Annotated in this window: 18 protein-coding genes, 2 tRNA genes and 2 pseudogenes; 8 read left to right on the top strand and 14 right to left on the bottom strand. The window is 35.8% G+C overall.

The features are described from left to right. Nucleotides 1-31: 31 nt before the first annotated feature. The 8 genes from DCS95_RS05535 to thrA all read right to left on the bottom strand — a co-directional run bounded on the left by DCS95_RS05535 (nt 32) and on the right by thrA (nt 8792). On the bottom strand, nt 32-742 hold the full coding sequence (locus DCS95_RS05535; RefSeq protein WP_116769790.1) for a YebC/PmpR family DNA-binding transcriptional regulator: 711 nt from the start codon (nt 740-742) through the stop codon (nt 32-34). Between the two features lie 96 nt (nt 743-838). Beyond that, on the bottom strand, nt 839-1129 hold the full coding sequence (locus DCS95_RS05530) for a 4a-hydroxytetrahydrobiopterin dehydratase (RefSeq protein WP_058105510.1): 291 nt from the start codon (nt 1127-1129) through the stop codon (nt 839-841). 16 nt (nt 1130-1145) lie between these two features. Continuing rightward, a complete protein-coding gene (locus DCS95_RS05525; protein ID WP_116769789.1) occupies nt 1146-1973 on the bottom strand; it encodes a sugar nucleotide-binding protein in 828 nt (275 codons plus the stop codon). After that, nucleotides 1970-2884, bottom strand: coding sequence for a glutaminase (locus DCS95_RS05520; RefSeq protein ID WP_116769788.1), 915 nt, complete (start codon nt 2882-2884; stop codon nt 1970-1972). Before DCS95_RS05520 ends, DCS95_RS05525 begins: the two co-directional genes overlap by 4 nt. Continuing rightward, on the bottom strand, nt 2881-3969 hold the full coding sequence (gcvT, locus tag DCS95_RS05515; protein WP_116769787.1) for a glycine cleavage system aminomethyltransferase GcvT: 1089 nt from the start codon (nt 3967-3969) through the stop codon (nt 2881-2883). The genes DCS95_RS05520 and gcvT overlap by 4 nt, the downstream gene beginning before the upstream one ends. 96 nt (nt 3970-4065) lie before the next feature. Next, the gene (gene thrC, locus DCS95_RS05510) at nt 4066-5361 is read right to left on the bottom strand and encodes a threonine synthase (protein ID WP_116769786.1); all 1296 of its coding nucleotides are present in this window, start codon (nt 5359-5361) and stop codon (nt 4066-4068) included. Between the two features lie 39 nt (nt 5362-5400). Beyond that, nucleotides 5401-6327, bottom strand: a complete 927-nt coding sequence (locus DCS95_RS05505; protein WP_116769785.1) for a homoserine kinase — start codon at nt 6325-6327, stop codon at nt 5401-5403. A 23-nt stretch (nt 6328-6350) separates the two neighbouring features. Then, nucleotides 6351-8792, bottom strand: coding sequence for a bifunctional aspartate kinase/homoserine dehydrogenase I (gene thrA, locus DCS95_RS05500; protein WP_116769784.1), 2442 nt, complete (start codon nt 8790-8792; stop codon nt 6351-6353). 267 nt (nt 8793-9059) lie between these two features. On the opposite strand from thrA, the gene DCS95_RS05495 reads away from it, so the two are divergent. Next, a complete protein-coding gene (locus tag DCS95_RS05495; protein ID WP_116769783.1) occupies nt 9060-10607 on the top strand; it encodes an NAD(P)H-hydrate dehydratase in 1548 nt (515 codons plus the stop codon). Between the two features lie 6 nt (nt 10608-10613). Here the strand turns inward: DCS95_RS05495 and DCS95_RS05490 are convergent, their stop codons facing one another. Both DCS95_RS05490 and DCS95_RS05485 read right to left on the bottom strand, forming a co-directional pair. Beyond that, nucleotides 10614-11012, bottom strand: coding sequence for an STAS/SEC14 domain-containing protein (locus tag DCS95_RS05490; protein WP_116769782.1), 399 nt, complete (start codon nt 11010-11012; stop codon nt 10614-10616). Between the two features lie 206 nt (nt 11013-11218). After that, nucleotides 11219-13771, bottom strand: coding sequence for an ATP-dependent Clp protease ATP-binding subunit (locus tag DCS95_RS05485; protein ID WP_116769781.1), 2553 nt, complete (start codon nt 13769-13771; stop codon nt 11219-11221). Nucleotides 13772-14030: 259 nt separating this feature from the next. Between DCS95_RS05485 and gyrA the strand changes: the two genes are divergently transcribed. Beyond that, nucleotides 14031-16589: a DNA gyrase subunit A gene (gene gyrA / locus DCS95_RS05480; RefSeq protein WP_116769780.1), complete on the top strand. Its 2559-nt coding sequence runs from the start codon at nt 14031-14033 to the stop codon at nt 16587-16589. Nucleotides 16590-16628: 39 nt separating this feature from the next. Next, a complete protein-coding gene (locus DCS95_RS05475; RefSeq protein WP_116769779.1) occupies nt 16629-17891 on the top strand; it encodes a tetratricopeptide repeat protein in 1263 nt (420 codons plus the stop codon). Between the two features lie 50 nt (nt 17892-17941). Here the strand turns inward: DCS95_RS05475 and DCS95_RS05470 are convergent, their stop codons facing one another. Both DCS95_RS05470 and DCS95_RS05465 read right to left on the bottom strand, forming a co-directional pair. Further along, nucleotides 17942-18694: a C40 family peptidase gene (locus tag DCS95_RS05470; protein ID WP_116769778.1), complete on the bottom strand. Its 753-nt coding sequence runs from the start codon at nt 18692-18694 to the stop codon at nt 17942-17944. 17 nt (nt 18695-18711) lie between these two features. Then, nucleotides 18712-19887, bottom strand: a complete 1176-nt coding sequence (locus DCS95_RS05465) for an acetyl-CoA C-acyltransferase (protein ID WP_116769777.1) — start codon at nt 19885-19887, stop codon at nt 18712-18714. A 120-nt stretch (nt 19888-20007) separates the two neighbouring features. On the opposite strand from DCS95_RS05465, the gene DCS95_RS05460 reads away from it, so the two are divergent. The 4 genes from DCS95_RS05460 to DCS95_RS05445 all read left to right on the top strand — a co-directional run bounded on the left by DCS95_RS05460 (nt 20008) and on the right by DCS95_RS05445 (nt 23839). Next, nucleotides 20008-22044, top strand: coding sequence for an HD family phosphohydrolase (locus tag DCS95_RS05460; protein WP_425269150.1), 2037 nt, complete (start codon nt 20008-20010; stop codon nt 22042-22044). 111 nt (nt 22045-22155) lie between these two features. Next, a tRNA-Ser gene (locus DCS95_RS05455) sits at nt 22156-22244 on the top strand. Between the two features lie 39 nt (nt 22245-22283). Continuing rightward, nucleotides 22284-22358, top strand: a tRNA-Pro gene (locus DCS95_RS05450). Nucleotides 22359-22585: 227 nt separating this feature from the next. Beyond that, the gene (locus DCS95_RS05445) at nt 22586-23839 is read left to right on the top strand and encodes a site-specific integrase (RefSeq protein ID WP_116769776.1); all 1254 of its coding nucleotides are present in this window, start codon (nt 22586-22588) and stop codon (nt 23837-23839) included. Between the two features lie 346 nt (nt 23840-24185). Here the strand turns inward: DCS95_RS05445 and DCS95_RS05440 are convergent, their stop codons facing one another. Together DCS95_RS05440 and DCS95_RS20490 are read right to left on the bottom strand one after the other, a co-directional pair. Next, nucleotides 24186-24698 carry an FMN-dependent NADH-azoreductase gene (locus DCS95_RS05440; protein WP_208630734.1) on the bottom strand — a complete coding sequence of 171 codons (513 nt, stop codon included), beginning with the start codon at nt 24696-24698 and terminating at the stop codon, nt 24186-24188. Between the two features lie 73 nt (nt 24699-24771). After that, nucleotides 24772-24900: pseudogene (locus DCS95_RS20490) on the bottom strand (Crp/Fnr family transcriptional regulator); the annotation flags it as partial. A 57-nt stretch (nt 24901-24957) separates the two neighbouring features. Between DCS95_RS20490 and DCS95_RS05430 the strand changes: the two are divergent. Further along, nucleotides 24958-25326, top strand: a pseudogene (locus tag DCS95_RS05430) (transposase); the annotation flags it as partial. Nucleotides 25327-25452 lie beyond the last annotated feature (126 nt).

The following is a 25452-nucleotide window of genomic DNA, read 5'->3' as shown; positions in this document are numbered from 1 at the left end:
CTCCTTTTTTTATATATCAAATTGAAAAATTTTATTCCTCCATAGAATGATATACATTCTGTACATCATCATCCTCTTCTAATTTCTCTAGAAGTTTTTCAACATCTGCGGCTTCTTCTTCGTTTAGCTTTTTTGTGACTTGAGGTATTCGTTCAAATCCTGATGATAAAATTTCTATATCACGGTTTTCCAATTCTTTTTGTAAAGCTCCAAAGCTCTCGAAAGGTCCGTATATTAGAATTCCATCGTCGTCTACAAAAACTTCTTCGGCACCAAAATCAATCAATTCTAATTCTAGTTCTTCTGGGTCAATACCATCTGCAGGTATTCTAAAATTACAGGTATGGTCAAACATAAACTCCACAGAGCCTGAAGTACCTAGGTTACCATTACATTTATTAAAATAACTTCTAACATTGGCAACCGTACGTGTGTTATTATCCGTAGCAGTTTCTACTAAAACAGCAATTCCGTGAGGTGCATATCCTTCAAATAATACTTCTTTGTAATCACCAAGACTTTTATCGCTTGCCCTTTTTATAGCACGTTCAACATTGTCTTTTGGCATGTTGACCGACTTGGCATTTTGTATAACGGCTCTTAATCTTGAATTAGAATCTGGATCCGGACCGCCTTCTTTTACAGCCATCACAATATCTTTGCCGATACGAGTAAAGGCTTTGGACATTGCAGACCATCTTTTCATTTTACGTGCTTTTCTAAATTCAAAAGCTCTTCCCATGGTAAATTATTTTAAACAAATGTACAAAAACGGTCAAAGTTCAGAAATCATTACATAAATTTCGTGACTACCATTTTTAACTATTAGTATTGGTTCTTAAAATTCACTTTCTATAATATCTTCTATTGTTCTAGCCAAAACAAAATCTTTTTCGGTAACACCATTGGCATCATGAGTGTTTAATCGAATATTCAAAGTATTGTAAACATTGCTCCAATCTGGGTGGTGACCTTGAGCTTCGCATTCAAAAGCAATACGTGTCATTACCGAGAAAGCCTCTTTAAAATTTTTAAATTCAAATGTGGTTTCTATTGCTCCGTCTACATACTCCCATCCGTCCAGTTGACCTAAATAGTCAGCAATTTGTTGGTCCGTAAATTTTTCCATTTCTTTCATAATTGTTTTAATTTAAAACATGATGGTCAATAATATCTTGAAAAGTAAATTGTAAATTTTTGGGTAATTTATTGGTTTTGGGCAACACAGCTAAATACCTGTCTTCATTGGTGGTATACACTCTTTTTATTATAGGGTTAAAATTACCTACTCGTTCTAATATTTCTTTAATAAAATCTTCATGGTGTGTTAAGTCGTTACTTCCTAAATGATAAATACCCGATTTGTTTCTATTAATAAGATAATGAATTTGCTGGGTAAGCTTATCATCATTCGTAACATTTAATATCAAATTAGGAAAAACTTCTACAGGCTCATTTTCAATGATGGATTTTTTCATGGCCTTAATTCTTGGTGACCCGTTACCAAATACCATGGGCACGCGTAATATTGCCATTTTTTCTTTGGGTAAACGTAACAGCATATTTTCAATCTTTATTTTTAATCTACCATAAACACTCTCAGATAAGGTTTTGTCCATTTCGTAAGAGGGGTATTTGCTATACGCATCAAAAACATTGGCAGATGAAATAAAATAAAACTTGCATTTTTCTTGTGCTACATATTTGGTTAAATGGTCATGGGCTATAACCAAGGCAGCAAAATTTCCTCTTAAGGCCGAAATTATAATTTGAGGTTTTATCTCTTCTAAAATTTCTACAATATCGTCTTCTTCAATATTATAGTGAACAAATTGTTTGTTGGATGAGAATGAATTGGCAGCATGGCAGTAGGTGCCATAGGTATCAAAATAATTACAAAGCTCTTTGTAAATCGCGTTACCTATAAAGCCGCTTCCGCCAAGAATCAGTATTTTTTTTGTGTCTATTTTCAAAAAATGGAAAGTTCTGTTTCTGTAGTCAATTTTTCCAAGGCAAGCATACCTATTTTTGAGTTTCCTTTTGGGTTAAGTCCAGGAGACCATGTGGCTACACAAAATTTATTTGGCAATAATGCTACAATTCCACCACCAACGCCACTTTTGCCGGGTAGTCCGACTTCAAATGCAAATTCACCTGCTTCGTCATAAAAACCGCATGTAAGCATTATAGCATTAATACGCTTAACCTGTGATAAGGTTAAATATGCTTTGTTCCTTCTACATTTACCATGATTCATGAACATGTAGAAAACATGTGTTAATTGTTCGCAGCTCATGGAAAGTGAACACTGATGGAAATAAAAATCTAGAACAACTTCTACATCATTATTCAAATTATCATATGATTTTAATAGATTGGCAGCCGCAAAATTTCTGAATCCTGCTTCTTTTTCAGAAATGGCTACAGATTCATCATAAGTGATGCTGTCATCATTTGCTATATTACGAACAAATGTCAAAAAATCATCTTTAGGATGCTCTAGTTGAGATACCAAAATATCAGCAATAACAATAGCTCCAGGGTTTATTAAAGGGTTTCTGGGAATACCATTTTCTAGCTCTAATAAAGAAAGGTGATTAAATGGATCACCAGAGGGCTCGACATCTACTCGTTTCCATACATCCTCACCAATAAGGTTCAAAGCCAATGATAACGTTAATACTTTAGAAATACTCTGAATTGAAAAAAGTTCATGAGAATCCCCAGCTGAAAAGTTGTTCTGTTGGCTGTCAATGAGATGGATGCCAAAATGTTTTACATCTACCTTTGCCAATTGCGGGATATAGTCTGCAATTTCACCTCTTTCCTTTACGTTGGAAGCATCATCATTTATAGCATTTAAAACGCTTTGAAAGTCTATCATTTACTTTTGTAAAAAGGTAATTTAACTATAGTTGCAGGAATAGCTTTTTTTCTGATCTGAATATTGATTTTGCTACCTATATCTGTAAAAATAGTAGGTACGTATCCAAGACCAATTCCCGTTCCCATTGATGGGGACATTGTACCAGAGGTCACTTCACCAATAGTTTTACCGTTACCATCTACAATATCATAACCTTGTCTAGGTATGCCACGTTCATCTAATTCAAAAGCTACTAATTTACGTTCAGGTCCATGCTGCTTTTCTTTTTGTAAAGCTTCTGAGTTGACAAAATCCTTTGTGAATTTTGTAATCCAACCAAGTCCGGCTTCGATAGGAGAGGTCGAATCATTAATATCGTTTCCATAAAGACAATAGCCCATTTCTAGTCTTAAAGTGTCTCTTGCCGCCAAACCTATTGGCTTAATGCCAAAATCAGCACCTGCTTCGAAGACCTTGTCCCAAATTTGCTTTACCTCTTCATTTTTGCAATAAATTTCAAATCCCCCAGAACCGGTATATCCGGTTGCGGAAATAATAACGTTTTCTATACCGGCAAAATCTGCAACTTCAAATTGATAGAACTTAATTTCGGCAAGATTCACAGAAGTCAGTGACTGCATAGCTTCTACCGCTTTTGGCCCTTGTATGGCTAAAAGAGAATATCCTTCAGATATATTTCGCATATCTGCATTAAAATCTGTGTTGTATGATGAGATATGATTCCAATCTTTCTCAATGTTAGAGGCGTTTACTACCAATAAGTATTGCTCTTCTTTTATCTTATATACAATAAGGTCATCAACTATACCACCATTTTCGTTGGGTAAACAGCTGTATTGAGCTCTGCCAATAGTTAATTTTGAGGCGTCGTTCGATGTTACTTTTTGTATAAGGTTTAAAGCATTCGGACCTGAGATTAAAAACTCGCCCATGTGTGATACGTCAAAAACCCCAACACCATTACGTACGGTTTCATGCTCGGCATTGACACCTTCGTAAGAAACAGGCATGTTATAACCGGCAAAAGGAACCATTTTGGCACCTAGAGATTCATGTGTTGTAGTAAGCGCAGTATTTTTCATTTTATTTATTTTATTGGCGATACAAATTTATCGAAAATAAATAGAAGCAAATGTGGCTTAACCTTGAATTGAGAAAATATTATAAACTAAAACTAACTAGGAGTTTAAAAGATATTTTTTTAGATCATCATATGTTGAGATTTTAATAGACGACTTTGTTTTACCCATTACCTTTTCTATCTGAGCGGGAATTTCTAATTTTTCATCAAGGGTTTCTTCAACGATATCCAAGAACTTAACAGGGTGTGCAGTTTCCAAGAATATACCGTAAGTATCAGGATGTTGTTCTTGATATTTTTTAAGTCCTAAATAACCCACTGCGCCATGAGGGTCTGCGATATATCCGTTGATATTATGGATTTCCTTTAAGGCTTTTTTGGTTTCGTCATCTGTAAAAGGATAAGATGATAAATTTTCTTTTAAAGCATCAAAATTGTCTTGAAACAAATGTCTGATTCTAATAAAATTACTAGGATCGCCAACATCCATGGCATTAGAAATTGTAGCTGTAGATGACTTGGGGTTGTACTTTTTTGTTTGCATAAATTGTGGCACGGTGTCATTTACATTTGTAGATGCTACAAAGTGTTTTACGGGCATACCCAAACGTTGCGCCATTAAACCTGCACAAATATTACCGAAATTACCAGATGGCACAGAAAAAACTATCTCTTTTCCTTTTGATTTCGCTTGTTTGTAGGCAAAAAGGAAATAGAACAATTGTGGTAACCAGCGAGCCACGTTAATGGAGTTGGCAGATGTTAATTTCATATTGTCAAGTAGTTCCTTATCCAAGAATGCATTTTTAACCATAGCTTGGCAATCGTCGAACATGCCGTCAACTTCTAGAGCTGTAATATTTTTGCCTAAAGTAGTTAATTGCCTTTCTTGAATATCACTTACTTTACCGCTAGGATAGAGTATAACGACATTTACGCCTTCTACTCCTAAAAAACCATTGGCTACAGCACCACCAGTATCACCGGAGGTTGCCACAAGAACTGTGACCTCATTTTTTGTAGCTCTAGAAAAATAACCTAGGCACTGCGCCATAAAGCGAGCACCAACATCTTTAAAAGCCATCGTAGGACCGTGAAATAGCTCTAAAGTACCAATGTTTTCAGTAATATCGACTACCGGAAAATCAAAGTCTAGAACTTCCTTTAAAATGTCTTTCAATATATCATCAGGTACAACCTCTGTTACGAATTGACGAATTGCGGTAAATGCAATTTCTTCATTAGAAAGGTTTTCGATTTTTTCGAAAAAAGAACTAGGTAGCGGAGAAATTTTTTCTGGAAAATATAAGCCTTTGTCTGGGGCAATACCATTTACAACGGCAGTGTCAAAGGAAACTTGTGGAGCTGTATTGTTTAAACTATAGAATTTCAAGATGTAATTTTTTAACTGTTAATATCAAGGTGTTTTAACTTATAAAAGCTTAACGCCTTTCATATTTATTTTAGAGACATGAATTTCATAATCGATGCCAATTTTGTCGTACACCGTTTTCATGGCTTCACCTACCTTTACGGCAGTTTCTTCTCCTTTGCTAAATGCAAAAATTGAAGGTCCTGATCCAGATATGCCAGAACCTAAAGCACCGGCTTCTAAAGAAACTTTTTTAACTTCATCAAAACCGGGAATTAAGATAGAACGTATAGGTTCTACAATATGATCTTCTAATGAACGACCAATTAAATCATAGTCTTTTTTGAATAATCCCGCTATTAATCCGCCAACATTTCCCCATTGCTTAATACCTGTTTCCATCGATATGGTGGTCTTTAAAACCTTTCTGGAATCCGAAGTTTTAATTTCTATCTGTGGGTGAATTATCGTAACGTATAATTCGCTTGGAGCGGGAATATCTATAACGTCTAACGGATTATAGCTTCTAACCAAGGTAAAACCGCCAAATAGGGCAGGAGCTACATTATCCGCATGTGCTACATCACTAGCCAAGCGTTCACCTTCCATAGCAAATTTAACCAACTCGGTTTTACTGAACGGGTTGCCCAATAAATGGTTCATTGCCCATACGGCACCTGCAGAACTTGCGGCACTGCTACCAATACCGCTGCCAGGCTTTATTTTTTTATCGATTTCTATCTCAAATCCGCCATCATAATCAGAAGCCAATAAAAAAGCATTACCGGCAACACCGGCTACATTGTTCAATGTCTCTTTTGGTAAATCTTGTCCGGTAAGTTTTGTTATTTTAATGCCTTTTTGCGTTACTTTTCTAACCACCATTTCATCACCCACCGAGTCTAGGGCAACGCCAAGAACATCAAATCCGCACGATACATTGGCAACCGTAGCAGGACAAAAGACTTTAATTTCATTTTTATTCATAATTGACACCGTTGTTATGAAATTTAGAAATTACCAATTCGGATAATATCTGCGAAAATTCCAGAGGCTGTAACCGCAGCACCTGCACCTGCACCTTTAATAATCATGGGTTGGTTAGGATATCTTTCCGTAAAGAAAAGTACAATATTATCGCTACCTTCCAGATTGTAGAAATCATGACCTTTTGGTATTTCCTGTATCCCTACACTAGCTTTTCCGTTGTCAAATTGAGCAACATACTTTAGTTTGCTATCTGCATTTTTAGCACTTGCGTATAAGGATTGAAAATGAGGTTCATGTTTAACTAAAGAAGCAAAGAAATCATCATTGTTATCAGTGTTCAAGCTTTCTTCAGGTAAGAACGGGTTGTTGGTAATGTCACTGATTTCCAACTGATTTCCGCTCTCGCGTGCTAAGATTAAAATTTTACGCATAACATCAACACCACTTAAATCAATTTTTGGATCAGGTTCTGTATAACCCTCTTCCTGAGCCTGTTTCACCACATCATGAAAAGTAGTTTGGTCATTGAAGTTATTGAAAACAAAGTTTAAACTACCGGATAAAACAGCTTGAATTTTCAAAATTTTATCACCCGATGCAATTAAGTGTTTTAATGTGTCAATAATAGGTAACCCTGCACCAACATTGGTTTCAAATAAGAAGGGTGCGTTATAAGTTCTCGCTAAAGATTTTAAATGCGAATAGTTTTCAAATTCTGATGAACATGCAATTTTATTACAGGTTACTACAGATATGCTATTGCCTAAATATTCACTGTACGTTTTAGAAACTTCTTCACTTGCCGTATTGTCTACAAAAATGCTGTTTCTGTAGTTTAGGCTATTCACTAACTCCAAAAATTTGACTTTATCAGCTTTTTCGCCATTGGTAAGTTTAGTCGACCAATCGTTTAAGTCGATTCCTTTTTCATCAAAGAGCATTGTTCTAGAGTTAGACATTCCTATTACCCTAATGTTCAACTTTAGATTTTCTTTTAAGAATTTACGTTGCTCTCTAATTTGCTCTAAAAATTTAGCACCAACATTACCCACACCCATTACAAAAAGGTTCAGTTGCTTAATATTCTCTTCGAAGAATTCTTCGTGCAAGGCGTTCAAAGCTTTTTTTACATCTTTTTCGTCAATTATGCATGAAATGTTACGTTCTGAAGCACCTTGAGCAATAACCCTAATATTTACATTGTTTTTGCCAAGAGTACTGAACATTTTACCACTTAGACCTTGGTGGCTTTTCATATTATCGCCAACCAAGGCAACAATGGCTAAATCTTTTTCAGGAATAACTGTTTTAATACGACCTCTTTCAATTTCGTATTCAAAAGCTTCATTAACGATACTTATAGCTTTTTCTACATCATCGGCAGAAATACCAACACATATAGAATGCTCAGAAGAAGCTTGGGTAATTAAAACAACACTAATATCTGCTTGAGAAAGTACTTCAAAAAAGCGTTTGGAAATTCCTGGTATACCAACCATACCCGGACCTTCTAGCGATAAAAGCGCAATATTGCCAATATGGCTAATGCCACGAACCGTTTTACCTTTTTCGTTTTTAGACTTGGTTATTAAAGTACCATCTTTTTCAGGGCTAAAAGTGTTTTTAATTACTATGGATATTCCTTTGGCGAGAACAGGTTGAATAGTCGGTGGATAAAGTACTTTAGCTCCGAAATGCGATAATTCCATTGCTTCCTCATAGGAAATATGTGGAATGGCCTTCGCTTGTTTTACCATTTTTGGGTTGGCAGTATACATACCGCTCACATCTGTCCAGATTTCTAATATATCTGCATCAACAGCTGCAGCATAAATTGCAGCGGTAAAATCTGATCCACCTCTACCTAAAGTCGTTGAAACCCCATCTTCTGATGTTGCAATAAAACCAGGGCAAACAGTAATTTGTTTTGTTGAAGAATTAAAATAATCGGCACAATTGGCATTGGTTACTTTAAAGTTGACCACATTCTTGCCGTTTAGTTTATGCGTAATTATAAGTTCTCTACTGTCTTTAAAAGAGGCATTTAGCTGTTCGTTGATTAAATACTCGCTTATAATATATGAAGATAGTAACTCACCGTAGCTAACAATTTTGTCAGATAATTTTGGTGTTATTTCACCAATAAAAAAAGCACCTTCTAGTAAGGTTTCAAGTACGTTGAATTCACTTTTTACTTTGCTAAGTACTTTACTTTGAGTGGTTACGGGAATTAATTCTTTTACGGCAGATAAGTGCCTTTCTTCTAAAGTATTAAGTATTTCTTTATACTTTTTATCTTGTGCAGATGCCAAAGCACCGGCTTGTAACAATAAATCCGTTACTCCTCCAAAAGCAGAAACAACCAATATAATAGGGTCGTTGTACTTTGAGATTATATTTTTAATTTTAATTATATTTTCAGGTTTGGCTACAGATGAACCACCAAATTTTAGAACTTTCATGTTATTGAAATATTGACTTTGTAATTAAGATATGGTGTAATTAAACACGGGTACGGAGAAATATAGATTTTACCCCCAAGGGGTGAACCATGTAGTTGTAGAACCATAAATAATGGTAGCTGAAGTGAAATTGAATTTTATGTCTGTCTTATTGCAGTCCATAATACTAATGGTTGAGGGTCAAAAGTAGTACATTTGATAACTTAAACAAATCATTCCACAATTTTTTACGGAATAGTTATTTTTTAGATATAAATACAAGAAAGAATGAAATTATATAGTGCAAAACAGATTTATAAAGCAGATCAGATTTCTATTAAAAAAGAAGAAATTGAAAGTAACGAACTCATGGAACGTGCTGCTTTACAACTCTTCAATTGGATGCATTTGCGCATGCAGGGCGCCCAAGTGAAAATTCATTTATTCTGTGGTATTGGTAATAATGGAGGCGATGGTATTGCCCTTGCAAGGCACCTTGTAGATCATGGCTATAATATAGAAGTGTATGTTGTAAATTATAGTGAAAAGAGGTCTAAAGACTTTTTGATCAATCTAGACCGATTAAAAGACCGTAAGGTTTGGCCAAGTTTTATGAATTCTGATGATCAGCTTCCAGAAATTGGAAGGGATGATATAATTGTTGACGGAATTTTTGGAATAGGATTAAATAGAACTCCAGATGCATGGGTAGCTAAAGTGATTCAGCATTTAAACAGTTCCCAGGCATTCATTTTGTCTATTGATATTCCGTCAGGATTATTTACAGATCAAGGTCCTGATGATTTTGATACCATTATACAATCCAACTACGTCTTAAGTTTTCAAACTCCTAAATTGGTTTTCTTTTTACCGGAAACAGGTGGTTTTATTGAGCAATGGGAGGTTTTGGATATAGGTTTAGATCCAGAGTATTTGATGCAAACCGAAACGGAATATGAATTGATAGGTAAAAATGAAGTGCTTACCTTGTATAAACCTCGTGAAAAATACGGGCATAAAGGTACATATGGACATTCATTGATTGCTGGTGGAAGTTATGGTAAAATGGGGTCGGTTTGTCTTTCTTCTAAAGCCGCTCTCTATGCAGGTAGTGGTCTTGTAACCTCTTTTGTTCCTAAAATAGGGTATTCCATTTTACAGACGGCATTACCCGAAATAATGGTAATGACCGATGCAAGCGATAATGAACTTACCGATATAAAATTTGATATTGAACCAAGAGTGGTTGGTATCGGTATGGGGATGGGAACAAGTGATGCCACGGTAAAAACTTTTAGTGAATTTTTAAAGCATAATAAATTGCCACTGGTAATTGATGCCGATGGACTTAATATACTCTCCAAGAATAAAGAATTATTAAAGTACTTGCCTGATAATGCGATTTTAACGCCACACCCGAAAGAATTGGAAAGGTTGATTGGTAGTTGGAAAGATGACTTTGAAAAGCTTAAAAAGGTTAAGGCGTTTTCAAAAAAATATAATTGCTTAGTAGTAGTAAAGGGAGCGCACACTATTGTGGTTAACAAGGAAAAAGGCTACGTGAATACAACCGGAAACCCAGGTATGGCCACGGCAGGAACAGGAGATGTGTTAACGGGAATATTAACAGGGTTATTGGCACAGGGTTACTCAGCATTAGATGCTGCAATTTTTGGTGTCTATTTGCATGGTAGATCAGGTGATATTGCAGTAGAGTCTACTGGTTTTCAGTCTTTAACAGCCTCTCATGTTATTGAGAATTTAGCAAACGCATATTTAGATTTGTTTAAAATGCCAGAGCAGCCGGTTACTGAAGAAGAAAATCAGTCAAATTAACTGTTCTTAAGAATTTACCCTTCTTTTAACCCATTTTAAAGCGTTATCAAATTCGATGAAGAATTTCATTGGCTTTTTGTAAAATAGTTTTTCAATCTTAAAGTTGTGCATATCAATTTCTTTGACAGATACAATGGCAAAAGCTTTAAGATTGTCTAATTGTTTTAAGTAGTTGTAGATAGTAGGATCTATGGCAAATGAGTGTTTACGAAGACTTATAAATCCAAAATTCTTTTCTCTAAAATGAATTTCTGCAATACCGATAATTTGATAAGCTCTTTCTAGTGTTAAAGTAGCTCCCTCGTCAAAAATCGATACCATATAATTGTCATAAACTTGAATTTTTCCTGTTTCTAATTCGTACTCCCGCACAATTACCTTTTTCTTGGTAGATCCTAACTTCATTCTTTTCGTATTTATATAGTGTGTCTAAGGCGAAAGTAGAATGAAGTTCATTCTTTGGGTAAATTTTTAGTTTAAACGCGAAAATATCGTTTATACTGCGTATACCAATAATTGAGTGTATTTATATTCTCACAATCAATATTTTCTTGTACGAAAAAAGAGCCCTTATAAGGGCTCTTTTTTGTATACTAGAAAAGTAAGAAAATCTATGTTTTTGGAGATTCCTCTTCTGCTTTTTCAATTTTAATGGTCAATTCTTCACTCTTCTTGTCAAGGTCAATATAAATACTGTCACCTTCCTTAAGTTTAGAATTCACTATTTCTTCTGCTAATGCGTCTTCAATATATTTTTGAATTGCTCTTTTTAGGGGTCTTGCCCCGTATTGCTTATCAAAGCCTTTCTCTGCAATATAATCTTTAGCGGCATCCGTTAAGTTCAAATGATATCCAATGTCCTTAATTCTCTTGAATAATTTGGCTAATTCAATATCAATGATTTTGTGAATGTCTTCTCTTTCCAATGCATTGAAGACAATAACATCATCAATTCTATTTAAGAACTCTGGAGCAAACGCTTTTTTCAAGGCATTTTCTATTACTCCTTTTTGGTGGGCATCTTCTTGAGATTTTTTCGCAGCTGTACCAAAACCTACACCTTGTCCAAAATCTTTTAATTGTCTAGCGCCAATATTAGAAGTCATTATTATAATGGTATTTCTAAAATCGATTTTACGACCCAAACTATCGGTTAAGAAACCGTCATCCAATACCTGCAAAAGCATATTGAAAACATCTGGGTGTGCTTTTTCAACTTCATCCAATAGAATTACCGAATAAGGTTTTCTTCTAACTTTTTCGGTCAATTGACCACCTTCTTCATAACCTACGTATCCTGGAGGTGCACCTACTAATCTAGAAATGGCGAACTTCTCCATGTACTCGCTCATATCTATACGTATAAGCGCATCTTCAGAGTCAAAAAGCTCTTTTGCCAACACTTTTGCAAGTTGGGTTTTACCAACACCTGTTTGACCTAAGAATATAAACGAACCAATAGGCTTGTTGGGGTCTTTAAGTCCCGCTCTATTACGTTGAATAGCTTTGGAAACCTTGGCAACAGCATCGTTTTGACCAATTACGTTAGATTTAATCAACTCAGGAAGTCCTGCTAATTTATTGCTTTCCGTTTGCGCTATTCTATTTACAGGTATACCGCTCATCATAGAAACAACATCGGCAACATTTTCTTCGCTAACTGTTTCCTTGTTCAGTTTACTATCATCTTCCCATCGCTCTTGGGCTATGGCAAGTTCCTTTTCTAAACTCTTTTCGTCATCACGTAATTTGGCAGCTTCTTCGTATTTCTGCTTTTTGACAACACTATTTTTTAGTTCACGAACATCTTCAAGTTTCTTCTCTAATTCAAGAATTTGCTTTGGTACATCCATATTAACAATATGTACCCTAGAACCAGCTTCATCTAAAGCATCAATAGCCTTATCAGGTAAAAAACGATCGGTCATATACCTATTTGTTAACTTTACACAAGCTTCAATAGCTTCGTCTGTATAAGTTACATTGTGGTGATCTTCGTATTTACCTTTAATATTATGTAAGATCTCAACTGTTTCTTCAACAGAAGTTGGTTCTACAATTACCTTTTGAAAACGTCTCTCTAAAGCACCGTCTTTTTCGATATATTGTCTGTATTCATCTAAAGTGGTAGCACCTATACATTGAATTTCACCTCTAGCCAATGCAGGTTTGAACATGTTTGAAGCATCTAAACTTCCTGTAGCTCCACCAGCACCTACAATGGTGTGTATTTCGTCAATAAACAAAATGACATCATCGTTCTTTTCAAGCTCGTTCATAACCGCTTTCATGCGTTCTTCAAACTGGCCACGATATTTTGTACCGGCAACTAAAGAGGCAAGGTCAAGGGTTACAACTCTTTTATTGTAAAGAATTCTAGAAACCTTTTTATTGATTATACGTAGGGCAAGACCTTCTGCAATGGCACTTTTACCAACACCAGGTTCACCAATTAAAAGTGGGTTGTTCTTTTTTCTACGGCTAAGAATTTGCGAAACCCTCTCAATCTCTTTTTCTCTACCGACAACAGGGTCTAATTTATTTTCCTCTGCCATTTGTGTAAGGTCTCTACCAAAATTATCCAGAACCGGAGTTTTTGATTTTTTGGCGCCTTTTTGATTAGAAGCAGATCCAAAGGTGCTCTCTTTTCCTTCATTCGCCTCTTCAGAGTCGCTAGGGAAAGATTCGGCCGTTGGACCATCTACCATATCGTCGTCACTTGTAATCATAAATTTAAACTGTTCCTTAACACCGTCGTAGTCAACCTTAAGCTTATGTAAAAGTTTTGTAGTAGGGTCATTTTCATTTCTAAGGATACAAAGTAGAAGGTGCGCAGTATTTATAGAAGAACTTTGAAAAAGTTTAGCCTCTAAAAAAGTTGTTTTTAAAGCACGTTCGGCTTGTCTTGTTAAATGCAAGTTCTTTTTATCTTTTTGCACGCCGCTAGCGTTAGGGTTAGAAGGACTTAGGATTTCTACCTTTCTACGTAGGTGTTCTAAATCAACTTCTAAAGCGTCTAAAATGCTAATGGCCTTCCCGTTTCCATCTCTAAGAAGCCCTAGCATGAGGTGCTCGGTACCGATAAAATCGTGACCAAGTCGCAATGCTTCCTCTTTGCTATAAGCAATAACATCCTTTACTCTTGGGGAAAAATTATCATCCATATACTATATTATCTTCTATAAAATTACTAAATCTCATCCAATCATTGGCAAATACCGTACCTATAATCGTTAAAGTTATTGTAAAAGCCATTAAAAGCAGCTTTTATAAGTACGAAATTAGCCTTTAAAGTAAAAATTAACATTACTGTGCCAAGTGTTAATAAAATTTCATATAATTAAATCCACTTATTCTTGAAACGCCTAGGATTTAAGTATATTGGCATGCTTTTTTACTAATTAAAAAACAGAAGATTTTAAAATGGCTGACGGTGAAAAATTGATTCCCATTAATATTGAAGAGGAAATGAAATCTGCCTACATTGATTACTCAATGTCGGTCATTGTGTCACGTGCCCTGCCAGATGTCAGGGACGGATTAAAACCCGTACACAGAAGAGTTCTTTTCGGAATGCATGAATTAGGAGTTAGAAGTAATAGCTCACATAAGAAATCTGCACGTATTGTTGGGGAGGTATTAGGTAAGTATCACCCACACGGTGATACTTCGGTATATGATGCTATGGTACGTATGGCTCAAGAATGGAGTTTGCGCTATATGCTTGTAGATGGTCAAGGTAACTTTGGTTCTGTTGATGGTGATAGCCCTGCGGCAATGCGTTATACGGAGGCTCGTATGCGTAAGATTGCAGACGATATGCTTATTGACATAGAAAAGGAAACCGTAGATTATCAATTAAATTTTGATGACTCTTTAAAAGAACCAACTGTTTTACCGACTCGAGTTCCAAGTTTGTTGGTGAACGGTGCATCTGGTATTGCTGTAGGTATGGCGACCAATATGCCGCCACATAACTTATCTGAGGTTATAGATGGTACGGTTGCGTATATCGATAATAACGACATTGAGATAGATGAGCTTATAACACATATTAAAGCACCAGATTTTCCAACTGGTGGTACTATTTACGGTTATGATGGTGTAAAAGAAGCTTTTCATACAGGAAGAGGACGTATAAAAATGCGTGCAAAAGCAACATTTGAAGAAGTTCAAGGTCGCGAGTGCATTGTGGTTACCGAAATTCCTTATCAGGTCAATAAGGCAGACATGATTAAGAAAACTGCCGATCTTGTCAATGATAAAAAATTGGAAGGTATAGCCAATATTAGAGATGAATCCGATCGAAACGGTATGCGTATCGTTTATATCTTAAAGAGGGATGCTATTCCTAATATTGTGTTGAATATGCTATTTAAATATACGGCATTACAAACATCTTTTAGTGTCAATAATATTGCCTTGGTTAACGGTAGACCGCAATTGTTGAACGTGAAGGAAATGATTCATTACTTCGTTGAGCATAGACATGAAGTGGTCGTAAGGCGTACACAGTTCGAATTAAAAAAAGCTGAAGATCGTGCTCATATCTTAGAAGGGTTAATCATTGCATCTGATAATATCGATGAGGTAATTGCAATAATAAGAGCCTCTAAAAATGCTGATGAAGCAAGGACAAACTTAATTGAACGTTTCAAATTAAGTGAAATTCAAGCGAAGGCAATCGTAGAGATGAGACTTCGTCAACTTACCGGTCTTGAGCAAGATAAGCTTAGAAGCGAGTATGATGAAATTATGCTTCTTATTGCAGATTTAAAAGATATTCTTGATAAGAAGGAGCGTAGAATGGATATCATTAAAGATGAGCTTCTTGAGATTAAAGATAAATACGGAGATGAAAGAAGATCTGTAATCAACATGGCAGGTGGTGATCTTAGTATGGAAGATATGATACCAGATGAGCAGGTGGTAATTACCATTTCTCATGCAGGTTACATTAAGAGAACTCCGTTAAGTGAATATAAAACACAAAATAGAGGTGGTGTAGGTCAAAAGGCATCTTCTACAAGAAATGAAGATTTCTTAGAGCATTTGTTCGTTGGTACCAATCACCAATACATGTTGTTCTTTACGCAAAAAGGTAAATGTTTCTGGATGCGTGTTTTTGAAATACCTGAAGGTAGTAGAACATCAAAAGGTAGGGCAATACAGAACCTTATTAATATAGAACAAGATGATAGTGTAAAAGCGTTTATTTGTACTCAAGATTTAAAAGACGAAGAGTATATCAATGCGCACTACGTTATAATGGCCACTAAAAAAGGTGTAGTTAAGAAAACATCTTTAGAGCAATATTCAAGACCAAGACAAAACGGAATTAATGCAATAACCGTACGTGATGGCGATGAGTTGTTAGAAGCTAAATTAACTACAGGGTCAAGTGAAATTTTCCTAGGTCTTAAATCTGGTAAAGCAATTAGATTTGAGGAAAGTAAAACTAGACCAATGGGTAGAAATGCTTCAGGGGTTAGAGGTATTACTTTAGCGAATGAGGAAGATGAGGTAATCGGCATGGTATCGGTTCATAATTTTGAGGAAGAAATATTGGTAGTTTCTGAAAAAGGTTATGGTAAGCGATCAAGCATAGATGATTATAGAGTTACCAATAGAGGAGGTAAAGGGGTTAAGACCATTAGTGTTACCGATAAAACTGGTGGGCTTGTAGCTATAAAAAATGTTACCGATTCTGACGATTTAATGATTATCAACAAATCTGGAATTGCAATACGTATGAGCGTAGAGGATTTACGTGTAATGGGTAGGGCAACACAAGGTGTTAGGTTGATCAATATAAAAGGTAATGATTCTATTGCCGCTGTTGCAAAGGTCATGAAAGATGAAGATGATCTTGAAGAAGCTGAATTGCTTGATATTGAAGTAAATACAGAAGGTTCAACTGAAGTTGATAATGCGGAGGACAAAGATGGCACAGAGATTGATAATTCTGATACCGAAGATTAAACTTAAATAATTTAAACACTAATAATTAATATATCAAAAATGAAAAATAGGTTATTACTTGTAGCGGCACTGACATTTACAATGGTCGGTTTTGCTCAAAAGAATGAAATAAAATCTGCGGAAAAGGCACTGAAATCTGGTGATGCAACAGCAGCTAAAACTGCTATTGAAGCTGCTTCAGGTACTATTGCCGCTGCTGACGAAAAGACTCAAGCGCAATATTATTTTACTAGAGGTAAAATCTATAGCGATTTAGCTAAAAAAGGAGATAATGATGCTTTTGAGAAATCAGCGAATTCTTTCAAGAAAGTTATTGAAATAGAAGAAGCTTCCGGTAAAAAGAAATTTACTGCGGAAACTAACCAATATATGACGGCATTGACTGCTGATCTTGTGAACTCTGCGGTTAGCGATAATAGCAACAGCAAGTTTAAAGAAGCTGCTGAGAAGTTGTATATGAGTTATACGTTAAGTCCTAAAGATACGTCTTATTTATATTATGCTGCCGGTAGTGCGGTAAATGGTGGTCATTATGAAATGGCATTGGACTATTATAATAAATTACAAGAAGTTGGTTATGATGGTAGTGGTGTAGTTTACAAGGCTACTAATGCAGCATCAGGCGAAGTTGAGGAAATGGATAAAGTGCAGAGAGACCTTATGGTGAAATCTGGTACGTATACTAATCCTGTAGATGAGAAAACTCCTTCTAAGAAAGCTGAAATTGTTAAGAATACAGCGCTAATTTATACGCAATTAGGTCAAGATGAAAAAGCTTTAGAGGCTTATCAAGCAGCAAGAAAGAATGATCCAGAAGATGTTAATCTTATTTTGAACGAAGCAAATCTATATTTTAACCAAGGAAATAAAGATAAGTTCAAAGAATTAATGGCTCAGGCTATAGCTCTAGCACCAGATAATCCAGACTTACATTATAATGTTGGTGTTATTAACATGGAGCAAGATAATTATGAGGAAGCTCGTGTATCATACAAAAAGGCAATAGAACTTGATCCTAAGTATACAAATGCATATTTAAATCTTTCTACAACTTACGTTAACGAAGGTAACAACCTTATTGACGAAATGAATTCATTAGGTAACAGTAGAGCAGATATTGCTAAATATGATGAGTTAAAGGAGAAAAAAGATAGCTTGTTCAAGCAAGGTGCAGATGTATTGGAAGATGCATTAAAAAATAACCCTGAGAATGAGAATATCATGACCCAGCTTAAGAATATCTACGGAGCAATGGGTGATACAGAAAACTTCACGAAAATGAAGAAGATGTTGGGAGAGTAATTTTATACTCACCTTTAAATAAATTGAAAGGCCCTATTAAGGGCCTTTTTTTATACTATTTTTTTAATGACCCTTAATTGATGCGTATATGTTCTGAGGTCATTATTGAAAATACCGGTATGATCTATGCGGTCAATTCTTACTTTGCCGTTTACGTGAATTACATAATTATTGTCCATAATAATGCCAACGTGGTCGATTTCACTGTTGGTGTTATCAAAAAATGCTAAGTCTCCGGCTTCGCTCTCTTCTACAAAACTTAATGCCGTACCTTGTTTAGATTGACTTTCTGCGGTTCGTAAAAGGTGGTATCCGTTAATTTTGTAAACCATTTGTGCGAATCCTGCACTGTCAATACCAAAAGGAGATTTGCCACCTTTAAGTTCGGGTGAGTTAAGATATAAAAGCGCCGTTTTTACTAACCTTTCCTTTAATTGTTCTCCTTGAACCGTTTTACCGTCAAAAGTAACAGGTAAGGAGGAAGTGTCCGGTATGCTTGAGCCAATTAAAATAGGGGTTACCATTTTATTTGAATCTTCAACGAACGATATTAATTCAGTAACATATTTAGGACTTGAACTGGACTCTAAAGCAAGGTATTCATCTTCCGGGATAAAGGTAAGCTGGTTGTTCATGATCCAACCTTCGAACTTGTCAAATACAGTTTTTACCCTAGACCAGTTTTTTCTAGATTCCAAAACTTTGTAATGTTCTCCAAATAGAAGCTGGGTCACCAGCTCAGCTGCCTGATCGGGCATACTGCGCATGGGCATAACACTTAAATGGCAAATTCCGTATTGCATGAATATTTTTTAAGCGCTTAAGCTTTTTCAACAATAATAGCAGAGGCTCCACCACCACCATTACAAATAGCTGCGGCCCCTAGCTTTGCGTTGTTTTGTTCTAGAACATTTAGCAATGTAATAAGAATACGGGCACCAGAGCATCCTAACGGGTGTCCTAAAGAAACGGCACCGCCATTTACATTGACATTGGTATCGTTTAGACCCAATATTTTCATATTTGCCAAGCCCACCACGGAAAATGCTTCGTTAAATTCAAAGAAATCTATTTCTTCTAATTTTAAATTCGATTTTGCAAGAGCCTTGGGTAGTGCTTTTGCAGGAGCTGTGGTAAACCATTCAGGTTCATGGGCAGCATCTGCATAGCTTTTTATGGTAGCCAAAGGAGTTAGGTTTAATTCAATGGCCTTTACTTTACTCATTAAAACTAAGGCGGCAGCACCATCATTAATTGTAGAGGCATTTGCAGCAGTAACTGTTCCATCCTTAGAAAATGCAGGTCTAAGGTTTGGTATTTTTTCTATAAATACATTGCTGAATTCCTCATCTTTGGTTACCATTTTAGGCTCGCCACGTCTCTGTGGTACAGCTACTGGCACGACCTCATTGTCGAATTTACCATTTTCCCATGCCTCAGAAGACCTTTTATACGATTGAATGGCATATGCATCTTGCTCTTCTCTGCTGAATTCATATTTTGTAGCGCAAGCATCTGCGCAAACACCCATCGCATTTTGGTCATAAGCATCTACTAAACCGTCTTTCTGCATACCGTCAACTAACGTAGCAGGACCGAACTTTGTTCCGGTTCTCATATGGACATAATGAGGTATAAGGCTCATATTTTCCATTCCTCCGGCAACCACAATATCGGCATCGCCCAGAGAAATTGCTTGTGCGCCCTGCATAACAGCTTTCATGCCTGAAGCACACACTTTGTTAATAGTTGTACAAGGTACTGTATTGGGTATCCCAGCGTATATTGCAGCCTGTCTGGCAGGCGCCTGTCCGGTTCCGGCCTGTACTACGTTGCCCATTAAAACCTCGTCAACCGATGTAGGGTCAAGATTGATTTTTTTTAATGCACCTTCAATTGCTATAGCTCCTAACTTTGGAGCTGGTACTGTAGATAATCCGCCCATAAAACTACCAATTGGAGTTCTTACGGCCGATACTATAACTACCTCTTTCATGTTTTTATAATTTAAGTTAGACGAAATTACTAAATTCTATAGCAACCCAAGTGATATCATATCAATTACTAGTTATCAGTTTATTATTTTCTATTTTTGAAGAACCTAATACTATTTTCCTTGGATAATCTTTACAAACAACAGTCGCTCATTTTTAAATATATTCTATATGTAGTGGCTGTTGCATTCATAGTATTTTTCTTGCCCAAAGGAGGTAAATTCAAGTATGAGTTTCAAAAAGGAAAACCTTGGCAGTTTGAAAACTTGTATGCACCTTTTGATTTCTCCATACAAAAGACAGATGCCGAAATAGCGAAGGAAAAGCAAATAATTGAAAATAATCAACTGCCATACTATAGCTATGATGAAGATGTGGTTGAAAAAGTTAGGGCATTATTTGATGAGAAATTTGAGTCACAGTGGAGTGATGCCGATCTAAGCGGTAATCAGAAAAATAGGTTACGATATTTCGTCAAGGTCATATTAGATTCTGTTTATGCAAAGGGCATATTGCAAAATAATGGTAAACAGGTACAGCGAAATTTCATTTTTTTGGTGAAAGGAAATGAAGCCAGTAAAGTTAGGGTTTCCGATTTTTTAAAGGTAAACGAGATTAATGAGCTGGTAAGAGATGTGCTAACCAAGAATAATTTGACCGTTTTTGAAAAGGAGATTCAAACATTGTTCTTTGATATTATAGAACCCAATGTAAGTTTCAATAATAATCTAACCCAAAAGGCACGGGCAGAAGCTTTGTTAAAACTGTCGTATACACGTGGTACCGTAGATCAAGGACGGTTGATTATAGCTAAAGGTGAGGTGGTAGAGGCTGAGAATTTAAAAATATTGGAGTCCCTAAAATCAGAATATGAATCTGAATTATGGACCGCCACTAATTATTACTTTATTTTAATAGGATATACCGTTCTGGTGGCGTTGGTGTTGATTATGCTTTTCTTATTTCTTAAAAAGTATAGAAGAACCGTCTATGATAACAATGTAAAGGTCACCTTTATCTTTTTTAATATATTATTAATGGTCTTTATAACCACAATGGTTATAAAATACAATGATCAATTGGTTTTTGTTGTGCCGTTATGCATTCTACCGTTGATTTTAAAAACGTTCTTTGACGCTAGGCTTGGATTGTTTGTACATGTGCTTACCATACTTATTCTAGGTTTTGTGGTTCCAAATAGTTTTGAATATATATTTCTACAGATCATTACAGGTATAGTAACCATTTTAACAGTGTCGGAATTATATAAAAGGGCAAACCTTTTTGTTAGTGTAGGTCAGATTACGCTGATTTATATTATAGGGTATTTGGCTTTTCATACCATTCATGAAGGAGATTTGAGTGATATTGAGTGGTATACTTTAGGACTGTTCTTTTTAAATGGAATGATTACCCTGTTTGTTCAGCCATTGATATATATCTATGAAAAACTCTTCGGATTGGTTTCTGATGTTTCTTTATTGGAGCTTTCAGATACCAATTCTAAGCTTTTAAAAGAATTAAGTAATAAGGCGCCAGGTACTTTTCATCATTCGTTACAAGTAGCCAATTTGGCTGAGGCTGCGGCTAATGAAATTGGTGCGAATGCTATGTTGGTTAGAGTAGGGGCACTGTACCATGATATTGGTAAAATGAACGATCCAACGTATTTTACCGAGAACCAGATTACCAATGTGAACCCTCATGATGAGTTAACCCCAAAGGATAGTGCTAGAATTATAATAGATCATGTTATAAAGGGAATTGAAATAGCCAGAAAAAACAATGTACCCGATCGCGTAATAGATTTTATTCGTTCTCACCATGGTACAACACTTGTGTTCTATTTCTACAAAAAGCAGAAAGAGTTAGATGGGCATGTAAATGAAGAAGATTTTAGGTATCCAGGTCCGTTACCATTTTCTAGGGAAACAGCAATTTTAATGATGGCCGATTCGGTCGAGGCGGCATCTAAAAGTTTAAAAAATCCAACATTTTTGATCATTGATGAATTTGTAGACAAGATAATTTCTGGTCAAATGAAGGCAAATCAGTTTTTAAACGCAGATATTACCTTTAAGGAAATAGAAACAATCAAGAAAATTTTCAAACAAAAGCTCATAAATATTTATCATTTGCGAGTGGAATATCCTGAGTAACAGCTAGGTAATTTTATATTGAAAAAAAACTTAAAAAATAGTTGCGTAAGACCAGTTATACTTATACATTTGCATCCGCTATTTAGAGCAACAGTTCATTGAAGAATTATTGGAGAGGTGCCTGAGTGGCCGAAAGGAGCGGTTTGCTAAATCGTCGTAGGTGGAAACACTTACCCAGGGTTCGAATCCCTGTCTCTCCGCAACAGTATGTTGAGAGACATATTTTTTGATAACCATTTCGGGGTGTAGCGTAGCCCGGTTATCGCGCCGCGTTTGGGACGCGGAGGTCGCAGGTTCGAATCCTGCCACCCCGACAATTACGGTGTCAATAGACACCAAAACATAGCTAATCTTATGAAAATCAGGGATTTTCATTTTTCTTGAAATGATAAGATTGGCTTTATTATCAAATCAAAGGTTACCTATTCGGTTACCTGATTTATTACCAGAATTTTCACTACATTGGTAATTCAATAAATTTGACTTTCGCAACGATTTGACTTTCGTAAACAAATCGATTATTCACTTAAAGCGAGAGTTTATGCAGACTTCCAAGACTTTTACTATTCATTTTTGGCTTAGTATGGCCAAGAAAAAAGATGATTTGGCACCCATTTATGCCCGTATTACGGTCGATGGAAAACGTGCCGAGATCAGTTTAAAACGATCTACTTCGGTTACCTATTGGGATACCCGTTCCAAGAGGGCAAATTCGAGAACTTCCGAGGGGAAAGCCCTCAACGTCTATTTAGACCAAGTTTACTCCGATTTACTGGAATGCCACAAACAGCTTCTGGGCGAATCCAAATACGTTACCGCCCAAGCCATCAAAGCGAGGTATCTCGGCGAAGATGAACAGCACAAAACGCTGCTTCAACTGGTTTCCTATCACAACAAGAATATGGTTTCGGTACTAAAGCCCGGCACGTTGAAAAATTATTTCACTACGGAACGCTATATCAAACGGTATTTGAAGAACAAACTAAAGACCAATGATATCTTCCTCAAACAATTATCCTATAGATTCATCATTGACTTTGAACAGTTCCTCCGCACCGGTAAATCCATAAATCGCTCTCAACCTCTAAAAAATAACGGGGTTATGAAACATTTGGAGAGGTTGAAAAAGATGATGAATCTCGCCCTTCGATTAGAATGGATCGAGAAAGACCCATTTGTACGGTTCTCGCTAAAGTTCACAAAACATCAAAGGGCATTTTTATCCCAATCCGAACTTGAAGTTTTGCAATCCGGTCAGCTTTCAAAAGAGATGCACCGAAAAACGAGGGATGTATTTGTTTTTGCCTGTTATACGGGATTATCCTATATCGATGTAAAATTGCTTTGCTATGATCATATTGTAAGGGGCATCGATGGGGATTATTGGATATTTACAAAAAGGGAAAAGAACGATGAAGCAGTAAAAATTCCCCTATTGGATAAAGCACTTGATATTATAAAAAAGTATGACCAAGATGCCGAAAATAAACAGGAACAACTGCTTCCGGTATTTTCCAATCAAAAAGTCAATAAATATTTGAAGGAAATAGCGGTAATCCTAAAAATCAATAAAAAGCTTACGTTTCACGCTGCCAGACATACCTTTGCAACTACCGTTACACTCTCCAATGGAGTACCCATTGAGACAGTTTCAAAACTACTTGGTCATACGAAACTTTCTACAACGCAAATCTATGCCAGAGTCATCGAGCAAAAGGTATCTTCGGATATGCGTTCGTTGCGCAGTAAACTAAACACCAAGGACAAGGCCGGAACAAGGGCACATTATCAATAATTAGATTTGGAAAACACCTTTTAGGTTCTAATCCAGTCGGCATTCTTATTTTTCTTAATGTCATTAAAGGTTTATCCAGTACCTTAAACTGGATTTTTTATTGTTAAATATTGGATTTATTGAAAAGCCTTATCATTGATGATGCGAAAGTAGCATTGCCTATATCGATTTTTATTTGGATACGTCTCTGCGAGAGACTTGGGCGTGAGATTTTCCTTTGTCTCCCTTATTATATTCAATTAATTTTATATTTTGATAAATTTTTTGTTTGGACCTTTCGAAAATTTCCCATCCAAACTCCTCATTGTCAAGCGAGATTATTGTGATGTCTTTTACTCCAATCATCTCAAAAATAAATTTCAAATAAGTGGTTTGAAAAATTCATATGAGCATTATTTTCATTTTCACCGTAACCGGTATCTCCCCTACTTGATAATATAAACAGTTTTTTATTGTTGAACAGACCTACATAATCTCCATCCGGTTCTCCAGAACGAAATTTCCAAGTTTCATTGATTCGCATAATTTGATCAATGTAAGATTTTAATCCGCTTGGGATCGACCAATTGTACATTGGCGTTCCAATAACATACGTATTATTCTCCATTAATTCTGTCACTAATTCATTGCTGAATTTTACACCAGATTGATTTTGCTTGGTTCTGTCCTGTGGTTTTATAAATGCACTCGCAATCCACTTTTTGTCAATGGTTGGAATTTGGATTAAACCAACTTCCCTATGTGTGAATTTGTCCTGTGGATTTCTATTTTTCCAGTTTTCAACAAAAATTTGGGTCAATTTTCTGCTGTAGGATTTCTCATCTCTGACACTAGCATTGATAATTAAAACTTTGTTCATATTTTTAACTTTTAAATTATGAAGCAAAATTCATCAATAATAAAATGTAAAAAATTGACCTAGTTTAATCCAATTAAGTTTTTTTACGGATTCTACTCAAAAATTCAGCGGAAATACCAAGGTACGAAGCAATTAAATATTGAGGTATTCTTCTCGCTATTTCAGGATAATTTTCTAAGAAATCGAAGTAGCGTTTCTCCGCGTCGTATACATTTTGCTCAAGCCTTGTTAAAAATAGTGTTTTTGCTTAACTTTAGTTATGCAGGGAAAAAAGGATTATCAAGAAAAGCCGTTCTCCCATTTTCAGTTGAGCGAACGTATACCTAAGAACAATTTCTACAGGCGTTTAAAAGGAGTATTAAATTTAAATTTTCTTTATAAGCAGACCAAGGATTACTATGTTGAAAGTGGTCAAAAGAGTATTGATCTGGTAGTGTTCTTTAAGCTTTGTTTAGTTGGTTATCTAGAGAACTTAATTAGTGACCTTAAGCTCATCGCGCATTGTTCAATGCGGTTGGATATTTTTTATTTCATAAGATATGATATTGATGAGGAACTGCCTTGGCATTGCACTATAAATAGAACGCGCCAACTATTCTCTGAGTCCGTATTTGAAGAAGTATTCACTATGGACTTACTATATTTAACCGGACATAGAGTTAAGAGCGTTTTAGTTATTAAAATTAACTTTGAAAAATGTCAAGAGAAAAAAGAAATTACACTGCAGAGTTTAAGGAAAAAGCTGTAGAACTTA

The organism is Maribacter litoralis (assembly GCF_003075045.1).
Lineage (GTDB): Bacteria > Bacteroidota > Bacteroidia > Flavobacteriales > Flavobacteriaceae > Maribacter > Maribacter litoralis.
This window is presented reverse-complemented; position numbering and strand designations above follow the sequence as displayed.